Here is a 16,638-nt window from a genome sequence, read left to right as displayed (position 1 = left end):
CTAGCAGAGCAATCGATGAATTTTACTCTGTTCTTTCAGCAGTTCTTGAATGGCCTATCGATCGGCAGTGTTTATGCCATTTTTGCTCTGGGCTACACCCTAATCTTTTCGATCTTAGGCATCATCAACTTTGCCCACGGTGCTATTTTCACCCTCGGTGCTTACTTCACCTATAGCCTCATGGGTGGTGCCTTTGGCTTTAATGGTCTGCTGGCAAATGCATCGCTCCCAGTGCAACTCCCCTTTGCTTTGGCCTTGTTGTTGGGCAGTGGCTTGGCGGGTTTGGTGGGTGTCGCAGTTGAGCGGATTGCTTTTCAACCGCTCCGCCAACGACAGGCTGATCCACTCCTCACCGTGGTGTCTAGCTTGGGCGTGGCCGTGGTGATTGTGAACTTGATTCAGTATCTAGTTGGGGCAGAGATTTATACCTTCCCCAACAATACCTATGGCGATTTGCCAGCAGCCCTTAACTTTGGCACTGCCGCCCAACCGATCATGATTCGCACCGTACAGGTGATAATCTTTGCTGTTTCTGTGGTGATTTTGGGGATCTTGACTTTTTTGATTAACCGCACCAAGTTCGGCAAAGCCATGAAAGCTGTCGCAGAAGACCCCACCACGGCGAGTCTGTTGGGCATCAACCCCGATCGCTTTATCATCTTGACCTTTTTCGTCAGTAGTTTTTTAGGCGGTCTGGCAGGCACATTGGTTGGCTCTAGTGTCGGCATCGCAGGGCCTTACTTTGGCATTGGCTTTGGCCTCAAAGGATTGGCAGTGATTGTGCTGGGTGGATTAGGTAGCATCCCTGGGGCGGTGTTAGGGGGGTTGGTGATTGGCTTAGTAGAAGCGTTCGTGCCCTCTGATTACTCCGCTTATAAAGATGCTGCCGCTTTCGGCATTCTGTTTCTGATGCTGTTGGTGCGACCGCAAGGTCTGTTGGGGCGTACCTTTGTGCAAAAGGTTTAATCATGTCTAATCCTGGTTTTGACTTCTTTACGACCTACGGTTTCCTGATGGTCTCTATGCTGTTGGGGGCGATGTTGGGGCTGTCTCTCTATTTACCGCTGATGGCAGGACAGCTATCCCTTGCCAGTCCTGGGTTCTATGCCTTAGGCGGATACATCGCGGCAATTTTTTCTACCAAAGTGTTTCCCTCTACAGGTGCGACTTTTCCGATCCCGCTGTTGTTGCTAGAAATGGTGGTGGCAGGAGCGATGTCTGGAGTCCTGGGAGTTTTGGTCGGAGTGCCAGCTTTGCGGTTGCGAGGCATCTACCTGGCGATCGCCACCATTGCTTTTGTAGAGATTCTGCGTGTCCTCGCTCTCAACTTAGAAATCACAGGTGGTGCAGTGGGTATTTTCGGCATCCCACAGCCGTTTCAGACGCCGCTGGAATATCTCTGGATTGCGGTGCCTTTGCTGCTCCTGAGTATGTTTTTTGTCTACCGCTTGGAAAATATTCGGATTGGTCGCGCTCTGATTGCTATCCGCGAAGATGAACTGGCAGCCGACGCGATGGGGATTAACCCCACTTATTACAAAGTCTTGGCCTTTACATTAGGAGCCATTTTGGCAGGAGTGGTTGGAGCAGTGAGTGCTCACTTCCTTAACACTTGGAATGCTCGCCAGGGCACCTTTGATGCCAGTATTATCTATCTCACGTTTGTGTTGATTGGTGGCTCTAGAACCGTTGCTGGGCCTGTGTTGGGTGGCATGGTTTTCACCGCTCTACCAGAAGTGCTACGGGCGATCGCGGATACGCCGAATCTGCCGCTTTGGCTAGCTAGTTTTCTGCGGGATGGTCGCTTAATTATCTTCGGTTTGCTGATCGTCATCGGCACGATCTTTTTCCCGCAGGGTTTAGTCACTCCCGATCTGTTTAAGCGGCGCGATCGCACTAAAAAAATGGTGCCAACGGCGGTGCGAAAGTGATTTTGTGTAAGTGCTAGGGCGATCGCAGCCATGATCAATCTCTCTTCTCAGGCCAACCGTAAATGATTTACAGTGGCGTCTATGGCTAGTTTTTTCAATGTTGGCTCTGCACCAATGACCGAATCACCTGTCCTTGAAAGTAGCTCTACTGCTCCTCACCAGCCTCTCTTGGAAGCTAAAGCACTAACTCGTCGCTTTGGGGGGCTCTGTGCAGTGGATGCGGTTTCTTTTACCGTCCATCCGGGGGAGATCTTTGGCTTAATTGGGCCTAACGGTGCGGGAAAAACGACCCTATTCAACCTGATCACCGGACTCATTCCTCCCTCCAGCGGCCAACTGCTGTATCAAGGTGCAGATATCTCTCGGCAGCGACCGCATCGCATTGCAGCAAAGGGAATTGCTCGAACCTTCCAGAATATCCGCCTGTTTGCTGAGTTGTCAGCGCTAGAAAACGTGATGATCGCGCAACACATTCATACCAAAAGCGGCCTGTTTACGGGGGTCTTTGGCCTAGCTCCCGCTCCCCAAGAAGAACGGCAAAGTCAGGCAAAAGCCTTAGAACTGCTCAAACTGGTAGGATTGAGCGATCGCGCCACTGAAAAAGCTTGTAACTTCCCCTATGGAGACCAACGCCGCCTCGAAATTGCCCGGGCCTTGGCCCTAGAACCCCAAGTCCTCCTGCTCGATGAACCTGCGGCAGGGATGAACCACAACGAAAAACAACAATTGAGTGAATTCATCCGAGACATTCGCGCCCAATTTAACTTAACAGTGCTGCTAATCGAGCATCATGTGCCTCTGGTGATGGGATTGTGCGATCGCATTGCGGTGCTGAACTTTGGCAAACTGATTGCGCTCGGTCAGCCCGCCGCAGTGAAGTCTGACCCAGCCGTGATTGAAGCTTATCTAGGAGTCGAAGCATGAGCACAGCCCATGAGCCAACCCATGAGCCAGTGAAGGAGCTACTGGAACCTCAAGCCAGCAAGACTTCCACAGCCCTACCGCTCCTAGAAATACGCGGTTTGAGCGTCAACTATGGCGGTATTCAAGCTTTGCAAGAAGTCAATCTGGTTGTGAACCTCGGCGAAGTGGTGACGCTGATTGGCGCTAACGGGGCTGGCAAAACTACCACACTCCGCACCATCTCTCGCATCTTGAATCCTCACCACGGCCAAATTGTCTATGCTGGACGCGACATTACCCGCCGCAAAGCTCATGAAGTCGTGGCTTTGGGAATGGCCCACTGTCCCGAAGGTCGCCGAGTTTTAGCCAAGCAAACCGTCCTCGACAATTTAGAGCTGGGGGCTTATGTGCGCTCCAATATGGCCCAAGTCAAGCAAGACATAGAGCAGCAGTTTCAACTCTTTCCGCGCTTGGCCGAACGGCGGCATCAATTGGCAGGCACTCTCAGCGGAGGTGAGCAACAAATGCTGGCGATCGCTCGGGCTTTGATGAGTCGCCCCAAGTTGTTGCTATTAGACGAGCCGAGTTTAGGCTTAGCCCCGGCGATCGTGCGGGAAATTTTCACCATCATCGAGAATCTACGCACTACCGGAGTTACGATTCTGCTGGTGGAGCAAAACGCCCACCTCGCCCTCCAAGCTGCCGATCGCGGTTATGTATTAGAAGCAGGCCAAATCACCCTGACTGGACCCGCTAAAGACCTATTGCAAGACGATCGAGTCAAGCAAGCTTACTTGGGTTAATTCGATGGCTGTTGCTTCTCTGCCCTCTGGTTCCATGTCTCAATTTCCATGTCTCAATACGTCTCATGCGATCGCTAGACTTCTCTGTGTTGAATCGTCCCACTACATTCCTACCTCAGTTCATCCTGTCCCTAGCCTCGCTACTCCTTGCCTGCAATCTCGTTCCTGTTGCGGCTGAGGCTCGTAGTCAGCTCTACAAACCACCTTTCTTACAGTTTGGTCGCTCAATCTCCGAGCAGCTCTCTAACCGGGATATTCCTACAGGGCAAGGCGGTTTTGCCAGGGATTACGTTGTCACCTGCAATGCTGGAGACCAGATTACAATCACCGTGACTTCAACAGCCTTTGACCCAATGGTGGCTGTGATTGCCCCAGATGGCTCCACGATCGCTGAGAATGATGACGGCGAAGATGGCACGACTAACGCTGCCCTTACCCTGACGATTCCGCAGAGCGATCGCTATACAATCCGAGTGCAAAACTTTGGGCAAACCACGGGCGGTTCCTTTCAGCTCCAAGTGACTCGCTTAGCCGCTCCTTAAACCCCTAAGAAAGCTCAGACAAAATTTTTTTGCTTTACCTCTTGCCAGAGTTAGATAGATTTGTTAATTTAATAAAGCGCCGAAAACGCAGCACCCCTCGCCGGGATAGCTCAGTTGGTAGAGCAGAGGACTGAAAATCCTCGTGTCACCGGTTCAAGTCCGGTTCCTGGCATTTATGTACATTAATAGTTTATCTGTCATCGTTAACACAATGTTGTCGTTATAACGAGTTCTCTGTCGGTTTTATCAGATTGATGTCGTCAGAGGAAGCGAGACCACTTTTAACAAATTCTTGTCGTTGACTTTATCTTCTCCTAAGTGGCGTTAGTGTCAGCCTGTTCTGTTTCAACTAACGCCTTCAATCCGATGGTGATAGTGCGATCACCTTCGATGACAGCGTTGAGGGGTCCAGCAATCATCACCCGACTCACCGTGAAGTTGTTGAGCCTGGGCGACTGAAAGCTGGCTACAGTGCAGACATTTCACCTGGGTAGGGCGTGGCATCCTTCTGGGTGCTGAAATCCAGATTTGTAGCGTTAGTTATAGTGTAGTTCAGACAATTGACAAAATAGTTCAAATGTATTAATCTCTTGCTCATCTTTATTAAAGCCGGAGCAAAGTCATGGATGAGTCTTTGCTAAAAGTTTGGTTTGCACCTGAAACTGTCTACCAACAGATTCAAACTTACTTTCCGCTAGGGCAGAGGAAGATCCGCATCGCGTCTGGATATTTCACGATCGAAGGATGGAATCTAATCCGAAATCTGACAACGGATATTCAAATAGATTTACTGGTTGGGATTAATGATAAAAACAAGAGAAGTGACATGAGAGATGCACAAAGGGTAATTGTTGATGAAATAATGCAAGACTTGAGAACAGGAATATTGAAATCCTTGCCGCAAGGAACAGATTTGAATCGTCGTCAAACAGTAAGAGCATTAGTTGATCGAATTCGAGCACGACGATTTCGGATTGTTGATGCCCGTGCTAAAAGACATCATGCCAAGATTTACTTAGTTGATTGTAGGACTGCAATTGTAACGTCGGCGAACCTAACGCTTAACGGTTTAACCCGGCAGATTGAAGCAGGGTCATCTATCGTTGAAGAAAGTAACGTTACACAATTAGTAGAGGAATTTGATAGGTATTTTTCTGAGGCAACCGATTTAACCCAAGAATTACTTGATGCTTTGGAACGCTGGTTAAGGCTTGCTTCACCTTGGGACGTATATCTTAAAACTCTGCTTGCTCTTGAAGCCATTGATTTTGATAAGGATTATACTCCACCTACAGCTTATCAACGAGACATGATAGCTGAATCCTTGAGCAAGATTAGAGAGTATGGTGGTGCCATGTTAGTAGCATCAACTGGTCTTGGTAAAACAATTGTCGCCACTCATGTTGCGCTTCAGATGCACAGAAAAGGTGAAATCAAAAATATTCTGATCATTGTTCCCAAATTAGTTAAGCATCAATGGAAATATGAATTTCGCAGCGCAGGGCTTCATTCTGAGTACATTGGTTATCATACCTTGGACAAGGAAGACCCAAAGTATGATCGAGAACTTGATGATTTTTTTGAAATTCAAGACCAGATCAACAATAAATGGCTAATTATTATTGATGAATGCCATGTTTTTAGAAATAGTCATGATGATGAAGATGATTCAGAAGGGTTTGGGCGATTTGCCTTTAGGAGATTGGTACCTCGAATTAGAGTAAGTGATTGCAAAGTACTATTGTTGACTGGATCACCTTACTCTACAAACATTCAAAATCTTAATGACCAACTCTGTCTCTTACCCCACAGGGCAGAAATTGAAACACCAAGGAAGAAGAATAGAGCTTTTGCTTGGCAGGTTACAGATATTGATGAATTTGTGAATCTAGAGGTAGTGTCCCAATTAACGACTCCTTATGTTGCTAAAGAGTATGGACAGCGCACTAAAACTGCAATATCTATAGACTTTGGTCAAGACACGCGCTACATTCCGAACGTTATTTTGTCCTGTATTAACTTTCCCTTATTCTAAATACAGAAATTATTCAAGCATTTGAAACTGGTTGCTTTACTGTTCAAACCCCTTTACTTCGGAGAAACGCAGAGAGGTTGGCAGAAATAGGCTGGACTAGCTCTCCTTGGGCGCTGTGTGGTCCTCTTCAAAAGGTAATTGATACACCTGGGAATTCAAAGAACTCATATAAATTTGAGTTTGAGATGCCTCAAGCCCAGCGAAGAGAGAAATTGTCACCTATTCTTGAGCAAGTTAAAGGAATGAGGTTCACCGATGATCCAAAATTATTATCCTTATGTACTCTTCTAAAAAAGCTTCGTCCTAGTCGCACTAAGGTTATTATCTTTTGCGAACGTCACGCGACAGTTGCCTATTTAGTGGAAGCGATCGCTGAACTGTTTCCTAAGCTCAGGGTCTTTGGCACAATCGAGAAGATAGGTGAGCAGTATGTGCCTAAAAAGCAGCCAAAAGTCTTACAAGCAATTCGTATATTTGCTCCTGTTGCAAATAAGGTTAAAGAACCATCCAATGAAACATATGACATTTTTATTTCAACTGATGCTCACGGAATTGGAGTTAATCTTCAAGATGCCCCGATTGTTATCAACTACGACTTAGCTTATACACCTATTGATCCCATCCAGCGAGCAGGTCGAGTCTTGAGACCCTGGATTAAACCGCGCACTGTGACCGTATATACTTTTGTTCCAATTCTGCCAGAAAAACTCTTGCACATCTTAAGTGGTTCAAAGCGAATCAAGATTTTGATGAGTCGGCATGAACAGTCACAGAGAATCCTTGAACTCCCTATTCTTTCAATTGACGAAAAAGAAGAGGTGATTAATTTATATAAAAGCTCATCCGGGGTAAAGATTCGATCAGGCAAGCTTGATTTGGAGGCGTTATTGGATGAAAAGGTTTCCCCCTATTATCAGCACACATCTAAACTGCACGAACATCGCAATCGCGCTCGTAAAATTCCTGATGATATCGTTAGTGCTAAAACCTATTCAGGAAAGACAGTTCTAATCTATGTACTTCTGAAGTACAACAATGAGTTTTACTGGGCTATCTATGAACCACAAACAAAATTTTTACATAAGATATCCCGCAATCAATTACTTGCTTGGCTACAATGCGAACCAAACAGCGATTCTGCGATCGTTAGTGACAATAAGATCATTGATATAGACAGCATCGAACGCTTTAGCAACTTATGTGTGAGAGCTTGGTGCAATCAGCAAAAGTTTAACTTAGATGACGTTTTCAAAGTATGCACAGCTTATCTGATGCCAGAAAAAATGCACGCTGAACTTGAGACTTGGCTAAAACTGAACAAATTGTATTCTACTTAGCGATGGATTTTGCTATCTGTTTTGGTTAGATCAAGTATCACAATTCCTATCCTTCCATTTTGCCTATCAGCCATAGATTGAAAGATCAAGCTCTGCTAATTTTTCTAGCTTGTGCCAGTCCTATACCGATCAATTGCTACTTAAAGAAACTTAGTTAAATCAAACTCTTTTGTCTCTGGTTGCTCCTTAGCAAGATTGAGCATCAATAAAATTTGTTCTGAGTAATCTACAACGCCATTTAATTCTGATTGTAGAATCTCCAGACCACCATTCACATATTCTTGAAAGATTTGCACCCTTGCCAGGTCGCACTCATCAGTATTGGTGAGAACTTTTGGGTCTTGAGTTTCAATAATGGCGATTAAATGAATGATTGAACCGTTTTTGAATTGCTCTTGCAGAACTGCGTCAGGATCTTTTCGGGAGAATTTACCCAACGGCGATCGCCTGTTTCGCTTAAATCCTAGCGCTGCCGCAAACGTGAGTACATCCGCATAAGTCTGAAACGGGCCTGTGGTATCGTCTGACGCTCTCAGCGCTTTCACCAGTTCTGCCTTGTCTTCAGAAATTTGAACTCTAGCTAAAGCCACCGTCCTCTCCCAGCAACAAATCACTCAACTAAATGTCTGCAACAACCAGCGATTGATCTCGCCATCATCTGCCGTTTGGCTGCGCTGTAATGCTTCCTCAACCACTGCGATCGCCAACCCAGGTAAAACCTGTGATGCTTGAATTTGCTTACTCCCGCCATCTGCAACTGCAAACGCGATCGCCTCTCCAGCCTTCACATCTACCACCCAATATTCCTGCACACCCAACCGCTCATAGAGCAATCGCTTGCGGCCCAAATCATCATTGAGCGTGGTTGAGGCAACTTCTACAACTAAGGCAGGCGCACCAAACTGATCCACATCAACGGGTTCAGAACTTTTCGGCGGAATTTGGAAATCAGCACCGATGTAGAATGCTATATCGGGTTGACATTCTCTCACCCCAGTTTTGCGGAAGCTACCATTGGTAAAACCGACAATCCGAATATTTTTGAGCGTTCCGTAGAGGCTAACGACTTGGGAAAGTAAGGTATTATCCCGACCATGTCCAGAGCCAACAGGCATCGTTTCAACCCTCATGAAACCATTGTCAAAATAGAATCTGGCTTTCTCGGACTCTGGGCTGTCTGCTAGCGCCAAGAATTCTTCCCAACTCGCTTTTACCCAAGCATCTGTAATCAAATTTTTGGGGGTGGGTGATGTGCTAACCACTGTGATTGACCTCCAAAATCTCAGTGTATTCAAACTCATTGGGGCTTTGTCTGACCAGTGGGTAAGTTTCACTACCCAAGCGGATCGCATCTAGCTCACAGTCTGGCTTGGGTGAGTTGTAGACCAGAACATACTCCCGACCAATGCGGGGCTGCATCTCGTCAGCCACTTCTCCTCGCCACTGAGTTTTTGTCACCAAGACCACCAGTTGATTCGCGAGTTCTGGAATCAGTTTGGCGACTTGGCGGCGGTAAATCTCATCCAAGCTGCCGAACGGTGAATCCATTACTAGTGGAAAGGTGCTGCTGTCTGGCCCCATCACCAAACCAGACTTACTCCACTGCCGTACCCGATCGATAATGCTGCCAATAAACGACAAGCTGAGGATTTGGTTTTCTCCGGTAGAAGCCGCGACAGGCACCTCTTGACCCGCAATCGTTTCTACTAGGTTGAGTTCGTATTTATCGCTGAGCCGAGGCACCTGCGCCTTAAAAGATATCTGGCCAAAAATCTCTTCTAGCCGTTGCTGGAGCTGTTGGCGAAAGAGTGTGTCTTGGTTCAGCTTCACTTGCATTAGGCGATCGCTCGCATCTTGGGTGGTGGTGATGCGGCGTTGGGCGAGTTTTTGCTTGCCCTCATTCAGCTTCCGCTCCTTGATTTGTTTGGCAAGGCGATCGACTTCGGTTTTGCGGTCTTTAATCTGTTGTTGGGTCGTGCCCTTTTCCACATTCAGGCTTTCAGTCCGTCGCTCTGTCTTATCTAGCTGGCCTTGCAGCTGTCGGATGTCCTCACTGGGATTCTTGCTGAGCTGTTCCCGAATTTCCTCTAGTTGCTCCTCAATATTGGAGAGCGCTATCTTCAATTTGTTGATGTTGGCCTGCTCGTGATCCGTTTCCTCCCAGAATCGGACGGCCTGCTTGTCAATTTCATCCGCCTGCGCCTCAATTCGGTAGACTGCCGCTTCCACATCAGCTAATCCGGCGCGGTCTAACCAAGTCTTCACCTCGGCACAGGCAGCAGTTCCTGCATGGAGTTCAGTACCGCAGATACAGCGCTGACGGTCTAGCAAGTCCTGCACAAATTTTTGCTTGATGTCTGCCGGAAGTTCGCCTCGGCCTTCTCGTTCCTTCACCAACGATCGCAACTGGGCGGTTACGTCGGAGAGAAACACGGTGTAGCCTTGAGTCGAAAGCGATCGCTTCAGTTGGGCTTTGCTTTGTTGCAGGCGATCGCGAATTTCCTGCTGTTGAGCGGCTAAAGTATCTCGCTGGCGTTGGAGTTGGGCGACCTCACTCAGTTCTCGCAAGCGTTGGCTGTATTCCTGCTTCAGTTGCGCCTGGTAAATTAACTCCTGCTCAATCTCCGCTTGCCGAGTTTCTAGCTGCTCAATTTCTTGTGATCTTTGCCGCTTTTGCCCTAGCAAGCTTTTTGTTTCTGCATCGCCAATACTCTCCAGTTCTTGCTCCAGAGTTTTTCGGGCATTATTCAGGTGCTTAATAGCGCGATCGAGGACTTCTACGCCTAACAGCTTTTTCGTAGCCTCAGCAATTTCAGCTCGGTTGTTGGAGCGGACAATTTGCTCAATCCGCTCGCCATCAAAGAAGAAATATTGGTGCAGGCTCTTTGGCAAGATGCGGCTAATTACATCCTCTGGTTGTTGCGATGCAGGCAGTGACGACCAACGCCCGTCATCTCCAGCCACCAATAAGAACAGCTCACTTTTGCTGGTTTCCACTCCAGCTTTGCGCTTGTCAGCATTAATTTGCCGCTTAACTCGATAGCGTTTCCCATCATGCTCAAAGGCAATTTCTACCCAGCATTCCACGCGATCGCCCGATTTGGCCTCTGCGATCGCCCGCTGATTCACCAACTGCTCTGGTGAGGCAAAGGCGGCGGTAAATCGTTCAAACAGCACCCAGGTAAAAGCATTGAGCAATCCTGTTTTTCCAGAGCCATTGTTGCCATGAATCATCGTGACGTTGCGATCGTCTGCCCTAGCCAGCAAAATTTCTGGAGTCTGTCCATAAAACTGGCGAAAGTTGCAGAGTCTCAGCGCCGTCAGCTTCATTGCACCGCTTCCTTGATGATTTTTACAATATCTTCGTTGACATGACCGCGATCGTTTTTATCGAGTCTGTCTTTTTCCAGTTCTAGAACTTTTTGAATGATTTGCTGAACTTCTTTAGGAGCAGTGGTGATGGGCTTCTGAACTTCATTCATGCTGAAGGCTGGGGACATGGGTGAGCGATCGCGGGAACTGGTAAGGGCAGATCCCACTAATCAACCCTTTTTATTAAGTCATTGTAATGCGAATACCTGAGCGTCATTACGGTGGCTACCTTAACCTCCTGCATGAATCGTTAAAATGCCGCAAGCTAAAGCTTGGGGCTACTGGAACCAAGCCTGCCTACGCAGGCTAAAATCACCTTTTCAACAATGAGACCGCGAAGGCGGTCTTTGTTCTTGTAGCCGCGACTTCAGTCGTCAGGCATTCGTGTTGGTAGGGGGTAAGACTAAACATCTAATAGCCCGTATTGACTTTGCAGTGCTAACAACTTCACTCTGGCCTCTGCGGCATTGTCGGCTAGGTCGGCAAATTCTAAAAACCGCTTCAATTCCTTCCGTAACAGATTACGCTCTACCTCAAACGTGTTTCGCCCCAAGTCAGGTGGTAATACAATCATGTCGAATAACGTGGCGCGTTGCTTGTTCGGATGGGGTCGCAGTACTCGGCCTCGGCGCTGAATAAATTGTCGAGGATTGCTGCTACTTGCCAGCATGACAGCAGTTTCTATGGCGGGAATGTCCACCCCCTCATCTAGGCAGCGAATCGCCACCAAGCCTTGTAACTCTCCCAATTCAAACTGTTGCCGTAGATCTTCGCGCTTGTCGAGGGAAGTTTCAGCAGTGTAAGTAGTGACCCGATAGCCTAATTCTGAGCCAAGAAGTTTGACCACGGCGTTGAGTTGGCGATTGCTATCAGCCGTCCGCTCATCTTCCACCGAACCATCCCCGCAGTAAAACAGGGTATGACTGGTCTGGAGACGAGATGACATCAGCGATCGCAAAGCTACTAATTTATTCGCGGCATTGCCAATCAGTTTGGCCCGTTGCATGGATAACGCCGCTACCGCAGCATCCGTTTCGTCATCTTCTAAGGACAAGACTCTGGCAATTTTGGCAGTCAACTCGGCATAGCGCTTAGTTTCTACATCTGTGAGTTCAATCAAAATTGGATGGTAGTAGTACCGCACCAAGGCTCCTACCCGCATCGCATCGGCTAAGGTAAACTCTGGCTCCAAAACAGGACCAAAATAGTTCAGCAGCGATCGCGTGCCTTCGTCATCGAAATAACGCTCTGGGGTGGCGGATAGAGCCAGCCGTAGCCCAATGTTTCGTGGCAAGCGCTTTTCTAGCTGAGGAGATCCTAGATTATGGGCTTCGTCTCCGATAATCAGGGTCTTGTCAGGAAAGTAGAGCAACTGAGATTGAAAACTCTGACTAATCAGGGTGGCATTCGTGGTAATCACTGTCAGAAACGGTTGATGGCTAGAACGGACATTATAAAGTTGGGTGGATAATTGTCCCTGCCAGCTCCGAACATTTTCAAACGCCAAAATAGGGTCAAGGCCAAACTTCTGGGCTTCTCTGGCCCATTGAGTCACTAGATGACGGTAGGGACAAACAATCAGTAATCCTTGGAGTCCAATCTTCTGGAAAAGTGCGGCTGCGATCGCTAGTGCGGTAATGGTTTTGCCGCTGCCAGTTGCCATCTTCAGCGTGCCTCGTCCCTGATTGGCAAACCAGTTATCAATGGCTTGTTGTTGATAGGGGCGTAATGTGAGCCAGGGAGGGAGACTTGGAACTGAGGTAGGAGATAGGAGTAAGGAGTGAGGAGTCAGGAGCCAGGATTCAGAAGTTGGATTGTCCTCTCGTTTTTGTCGCTTAGCTCCCAACGGTTCATATTTTCCTTTTGGCTCTTGGCTTCTATTGGGCGAGATCCCTTGTGCCTCTACCTTTCGCCGCTTATCTCTGATCTCCCTGCACTTCCCATCCCTCCCTGCTGACTCCTGACTTCTGGCTCCTGTCTCCTTTTCTAACCCCTCCCTGGGAAATTGCTTAGGACAGTGCTTCAACAGCCCTCGTTTGGCTGCTGCTGGGAAATCAATCACATCCAACTCTGGCGTTTGGTTCTGCCAAAGCTGCTCAAAGTTTTCTAGCTTCTCGGTAATTCGTTCCTCATCTCCCGATCGCCAAGAGTGAAATACATCGAGGCACTCAAAGTTTCGCTGGTAGGCGCTTTCACTTTCGTTGGCGGAACCGCTGAAGGCTACCACGTATCCTGCTGTATCCCTAAAGATACCCAGCTTTTCGTGATAAACCCCTTGATTGCGTAGATCTCGATAAACAGCCAATTTAATCTCTAAAATCTCTTGGCTGAGGAGCCAAGCTAGGCAGGCGAGCCGATCTTGAGCAATCTGATCAAATTCCTGCTCTAGCTCACGATTCACCACCTCAACAATCACTTCTTCTCGTTGCTTCAAGCCCTGGGCGATCGCTGCGACATCTTCAACTGACAACTGAGGCGAAGCAATTAGCCGCATTTTGCCGCTAGAGCTGATAAAAGCCGTCAATCCTTGAGCCGCTAAAGTTAAAGAAGTGCTGGAGAAAAAGCCCACCGCGCGATCGTAAGTAATCGCCTGCTGGAGACAAGGGATGTAGAAATCTTGCAGCAAATTATGGCGATCGCTACGATATTGATGGTGGAGTTTTAGATCTTTTAGACTCACTAGGGCTAACTCAATAAGGCCGCTTTTTCAGCGTAATCGCTTTTCGAGTGAGTCCGGTTTCATCAGGCTGTGGTGTTAGTAGCAATGGGCGCGATCGCAACAACTTGATCACACCGCGATCGGATCTTTAACCAATTGTCCAAGCTGATCTAGAGGCGATCGCACCTGAAACCCCAGTGACACCGGAGCCCACCGTCCGATCGTCCTCTTGATCTGGAATCTTGCTTCTACTTAACTGGCTGCTGGATCTCCTTTTGCACTTCGTCAGACAAGCCAGATTCCTGCACACAAATCGCATAAATTTGCACAGTATCTAGTTGCGGAACTAAGCCTTTCGCTTGTTCTATAGTCAAGCCAGGGGGTTTACAGAACTTATCTGCTACTTGGCGATATTGTTCGGTGCTGCCAAACAAGTTATTGAATTTGCCTGTGCTTTGTAGAATAGGTAGCGATCGCTGCATCACCCGATCGACTAACAAAGTTACCGACTTCTGAGAGTTTGGGGGTACCAGACCGCTGGTAGTAATGGCGTTTGTCAGCGCTTCTTGCAGAGACGCTTTGCCATCTGCCGTTGCCAAATAGCTAGTCACCATATCCATTTGCGCCCCCGGATAAGAATTGAGCGCCGCCCGAACTCCCACCAAGAAACTCGCTGAAAGAAAATCGGACACAGTGCTGACGTAATCATTAAATCGAACTGCCGAGTTCCGGGCTCCATCGGCGCAGATGACCGAGCCATCTTGGTCAGCCCCCGCACTCAAATTGACGCTCCCTTGCTGACTACAAGCATTGAGCACCTGCTGAATTTTGGGGGAGAACATTTTGTTGAGTTTCTGAGCGGCGGGAGAATCCGCTAGAGAGGCAGGAGTCGCTGCGGTGGCAGTACCCGCGAAACTCAGCGATACCATCGTCCCCAGTGTGGCGATCGCCATCCCTCCCCAAGCCACCCTGCCCCAACGAGCCAGAGTCGAGAGTCTTGTAGCGAACGAGTCACGATGAGCTTGCGATTGCAGTGGGAAGCAGGAAGTCATAAAAACCTCATCAATGAGGGTGGACAATCTAGTGGCGCTCTAAAGCAATCTAACCAACACAAAGCACTTGGCGCATCTTCCGCATGTTAGTTGGCAAATCTAACTGGATGGCTTGTTGCACAAACACAGAGGGCACCGGAATCGCGGGGGTTGCTTGCACTGAATAGGATAGGAGAGTTCCGCTCAAATAATCTTGCAAGGTCAGATCAGCCGCAAAATCGGTGAAACTTCCTTGCTCCTGACGAAACTGAATTTTTTGGTGGACAGTCTCTACAACCCCTAGATAAACTTCAACTTGAGCGGTAAAAAAGAGAAACGCTTTACTCGCCACTTGGTAGAGCCGTTTTCTGCCCGAATTGACACCATCGCCTCGGTGTAGCACCTCACTGCGAACCAAATCGGGGAAGTATTGTACCCAGCGTGGATAGTCGGTTAGCTGCTGCCAAGCTAGCGATCGCGACAAGGGTAGATACATTGAAGCCGTAACCGCCCCACCCCATGCAGAATGGGCTCTGGTACTCAGCAAAATCTCACCTCGTACTAGAGCTTCCTGGTCACGCCAGTTGCGGTTCGAGGTAGATGCTAGACAATTGCCGTCAAATGAATCAACAGTCATGTAGGCTCAGGATCGTCTGATATTCCCACCTTACCGAGATCCCCAGAGAAAGAAACGAGTTCTGGATAAAGATTCAGCAAAATTTTGTAAGAATCTGTAAACTAACTCTACGCTAGGCAACTATTCATTTGACTCAAATACCTAAAACTTGAACCCTTACCAACTCAACTGCTGTGGGCAGGCTCAGGCTTCTCATGTCAAAATGAAGCCAAAACGAAGCGATCGCTTGCAAAGTTGAGGCAACTATTCCCGTGAATAATTTTTCTCGGTACTTTTCTCACCCCACCACCAAGATTTTTCTCATTTGTTTGGGGATCACTGGGGTTGTTTGGATTTTGAGGGGATTTGGCCTGTTGTCTTTTCTTTCTAGCGCCATTATCTGGTTTTTGCTATTTTTGACCATCGGGACTGGAATTGTCGCTGGGCTGCAACGAGCGCGCTAATTGAGTCGCTTGAAGGGTTTTCTGCTGGTGTTGCTGCATGGCCGCGCCAACGGTGACATTTAACTGGTTGCCAATTAGCAAGACTAACGAGCTTAAGTAGAGCCACAGCAACAAGACAATGACTGCGCCAATTGCTCCATAGGCTCGGTTGAAGTCGCCAAACTGGGACACATAAAACCGAAATAAGCTGGAGAGCATGGCCCAAGATACTGCCGCCATTACTGCTCCAGGCATAATCGGCGTTCCCAGTTTCCATTTGCTCGGCCCATAGCGATAAATAAAGGCAAATGCCGCAGAGACAATGCCTAGCGCTGACGGCCAACTGAGTAACCGCCAAGTAGACAACAGCCCTGATCCTAAAAAGCCACTTTGACTCGCGACATGTTTGATAATTAAGTCACTAATAAACATCAAGAAAGACGCCACTAGTAACAGTAAAATTGTGCCGATCGTGAGCGCTAAGGAAACTAATTTAGCTTTCCAAAACGGGCGGGTTTGCTCTGGGGGAATTTGCTGGATATGATCAAAGGCGGTCATTGCCGCACTCAGCGCACCTGAAGAAGCCCAAATCGCCGCAATGAAACTGAGAGAAAATAAACTGCGGTTGCGGGTTTGGCTAATACCCTTCACAAAGTTTTCAATTAAAGCTTGCACCTCTTCAGGGGCGACTTGACTGAGCTGAGAAGCTAGGGTTTGCAGCGTCCCTTGCAGAGATTCAAACAATCCGATCGCGGTCAGTAGAGCTAGAATCGCTGGAAACATTCCCAGCATGGCACTGTAGGCCATTTCTGCCGAGAGACCTGGTAACCGCTGCTTGCCAGCAGAATCAATCACTTGTTTAATCGTTGTCCAGTTTAGGTGTTGAAAAAAGCGAATAAAACGAGCTGATAGCATGGGCCTGCCTGGGCAACAGTGCTTTGTGAAATACTTTGACAGATTCGGTGT

15 protein-coding genes, 1 tRNA gene and 1 pseudogene are annotated in these 16,638 nt (G+C 48.0%); 8 read left to right on the top strand and 9 right to left on the bottom strand.

Features of this window, described 5'->3' with window-relative positions:
- Positions 1–15: 15 nt before the first annotated feature.
- The 8 genes from KME12_13310 to KME12_13275 all read left to right on the top strand — a co-directional run bounded on the left by KME12_13310 (position 16) and on the right by KME12_13275 (position 7,551).
- Complete coding sequence (locus KME12_13310; protein ID MBW4488758.1) at positions 16–966, top strand: branched-chain amino acid ABC transporter permease; 951 nt, start codon at positions 16–18, stop codon at positions 964–966.
- A gap of 2 nt (positions 967–968) precedes the next feature.
- A complete protein-coding gene (locus KME12_13305; protein MBW4488757.1) occupies positions 969–1,931 on the top strand; it encodes a branched-chain amino acid ABC transporter permease in 963 nt (320 codons plus the stop codon).
- A gap of 114 nt (positions 1,932–2,045) precedes the next feature.
- Positions 2,046–2,855 (top strand): ABC transporter ATP-binding protein, encoded by an 810-nt coding sequence (locus tag KME12_13300; protein ID MBW4488756.1) that lies wholly within the window; start codon positions 2,046–2,048, stop codon positions 2,853–2,855.
- Positions 2,852–3,637 carry an ABC transporter ATP-binding protein gene (locus KME12_13295; protein MBW4488755.1) on the top strand — a complete coding sequence of 262 codons (786 nt, stop codon included), beginning with the start codon at positions 2,852–2,854 and terminating at the stop codon, positions 3,635–3,637. The genes KME12_13300 and KME12_13295 overlap by 4 nt, the downstream gene beginning before the upstream one ends.
- A 65-nt stretch (positions 3,638–3,702) precedes the next feature.
- Entirely contained in the window at positions 3,703–4,179 is a 477-nt protein-coding gene (locus KME12_13290) for a PPC domain-containing protein (protein ID MBW4488754.1), read from the top strand.
- A gap of 99 nt (positions 4,180–4,278) precedes the next feature.
- Positions 4,279–4,351, top strand: a tRNA-Phe gene (locus KME12_13285).
- 450 nt (positions 4,352–4,801) lie between these two features.
- The gene (locus KME12_13280) at positions 4,802–6,214 is read left to right on the top strand and encodes a DEAD/DEAH box helicase family protein (protein MBW4488753.1); all 1,413 of its coding nucleotides are present in this window, start codon (positions 4,802–4,804) and stop codon (positions 6,212–6,214) included.
- Between the two features lie 77 nt (positions 6,215–6,291).
- A complete protein-coding gene (locus tag KME12_13275; protein MBW4488752.1) occupies positions 6,292–7,551 on the top strand; it encodes an SWF/SNF helicase family protein in 1,260 nt (419 codons plus the stop codon).
- Positions 7,552–7,691: 140 nt separating this feature from the next.
- On the opposite strand, the gene KME12_13270 is transcribed toward KME12_13275, so the two are convergent.
- The 9 genes and pseudogenes from KME12_13270 to KME12_13230 form a co-directional block, all read right to left on the bottom strand.
- Positions 7,692–8,141, bottom strand: coding sequence for a DNA phosphorothioation-associated protein 4 (locus KME12_13270; GenBank protein ID MBW4488751.1), 450 nt, complete (start codon positions 8,139–8,141; stop codon positions 7,692–7,694).
- Between the two features lie 24 nt (positions 8,142–8,165).
- The gene (locus KME12_13265; protein MBW4488750.1) at positions 8,166–8,813 is read right to left on the bottom strand and encodes a Uma2 family endonuclease; all 648 of its coding nucleotides are present in this window, start codon (positions 8,811–8,813) and stop codon (positions 8,166–8,168) included.
- Positions 8,806–10,881 (bottom strand): AAA family ATPase, encoded by a 2,076-nt coding sequence (locus KME12_13260; GenBank protein ID MBW4488749.1) that lies wholly within the window; start codon positions 10,879–10,881, stop codon positions 8,806–8,808. Before KME12_13260 ends, KME12_13265 begins: the two co-directional genes overlap by 8 nt.
- Positions 10,878–11,090, bottom strand: a complete 213-nt coding sequence (locus tag KME12_13255) for a hypothetical protein (protein ID MBW4488748.1) — start codon at positions 11,088–11,090, stop codon at positions 10,878–10,880. Before KME12_13255 ends, KME12_13260 begins: the two co-directional genes overlap by 4 nt.
- A 236-nt stretch (positions 11,091–11,326) precedes the next feature.
- On the bottom strand, positions 11,327–12,769 hold the full coding sequence (locus tag KME12_13250; protein MBW4488747.1) for a DNA phosphorothioation system restriction enzyme: 1,443 nt from the start codon (positions 12,767–12,769) through the stop codon (positions 11,327–11,329).
- A 174-nt stretch (positions 12,770–12,943) separates the two neighbouring features.
- Positions 12,944–13,603: pseudogene (locus tag KME12_13245) on the bottom strand (DNA phosphorothioation system restriction enzyme).
- Positions 13,604–13,830: 227 nt separating this feature from the next.
- Complete coding sequence (locus tag KME12_13240) at positions 13,831–14,634, bottom strand: hypothetical protein (protein MBW4488746.1); 804 nt, start codon at positions 14,632–14,634, stop codon at positions 13,831–13,833.
- Positions 14,635–14,683: 49 nt separating this feature from the next.
- A complete protein-coding gene (locus tag KME12_13235) occupies positions 14,684–15,250 on the bottom strand; it encodes a cyclase (GenBank protein MBW4488745.1) in 567 nt (188 codons plus the stop codon).
- A 389-nt stretch (positions 15,251–15,639) separates the two neighbouring features.
- Entirely contained in the window at positions 15,640–16,587 is a 948-nt protein-coding gene (locus KME12_13230; protein MBW4488744.1) for a YihY/virulence factor BrkB family protein, read from the bottom strand.
- Positions 16,588–16,638: the final 51 nt, after the last annotated feature.

The organism is Trichocoleus desertorum ATA4-8-CV12 (assembly GCA_019358975.1).
Classification (GTDB): domain Bacteria; phylum Cyanobacteriota; class Cyanobacteriia; order FACHB-46; family FACHB-46; genus Trichocoleus; species Trichocoleus desertorum_A.
Note: the sequence above shows the minus strand (reverse complement) of the source record. Positions and strands in the feature narration are given on the sequence as shown.

Coding starts and splice junctions, on each gene's coding strand:
- KME12_13310 (MBW4488758.1), top strand. CDS start 16: ATGAATTTTACTCTGTTCTTTCAGCAGTTCTTGAATGGCCTATCGATC.
- KME12_13305 (MBW4488757.1), top strand. CDS start 969: ATGTCTAATCCTGGTTTTGACTTCTTTACGACCTACGGTTTCCTGATG.
- KME12_13300 (MBW4488756.1), top strand. CDS start 2,046: ATGACCGAATCACCTGTCCTTGAAAGTAGCTCTACTGCTCCTCACCAG.
- KME12_13295 (MBW4488755.1), top strand. CDS start 2,852: ATGAGCACAGCCCATGAGCCAACCCATGAGCCAGTGAAGGAGCTACTG.
- KME12_13290 (MBW4488754.1), top strand. CDS start 3,703: ATGCGATCGCTAGACTTCTCTGTGTTGAATCGTCCCACTACATTCCTA.
- KME12_13280 (MBW4488753.1), top strand. CDS start 4,802: ATGGATGAGTCTTTGCTAAAAGTTTGGTTTGCACCTGAAACTGTCTAC.
- KME12_13260 (MBW4488749.1), bottom strand. CDS start 10,881: ATGAAGCTGACGGCGCTGAGACTCTGCAACTTTCGCCAGTTTTATGGA.
- KME12_13240 (MBW4488746.1), bottom strand. CDS start 14,634: ATGACTTCCTGCTTCCCACTGCAATCGCAAGCTCATCGTGACTCGTTC.
- KME12_13235 (MBW4488745.1), bottom strand. CDS start 15,250: ATGACTGTTGATTCATTTGACGGCAATTGTCTAGCATCTACCTCGAAC.
- KME12_13230 (MBW4488744.1), bottom strand. CDS start 16,587: ATGCTATCAGCTCGTTTTATTCGCTTTTTTCAACACCTAAACTGGACA.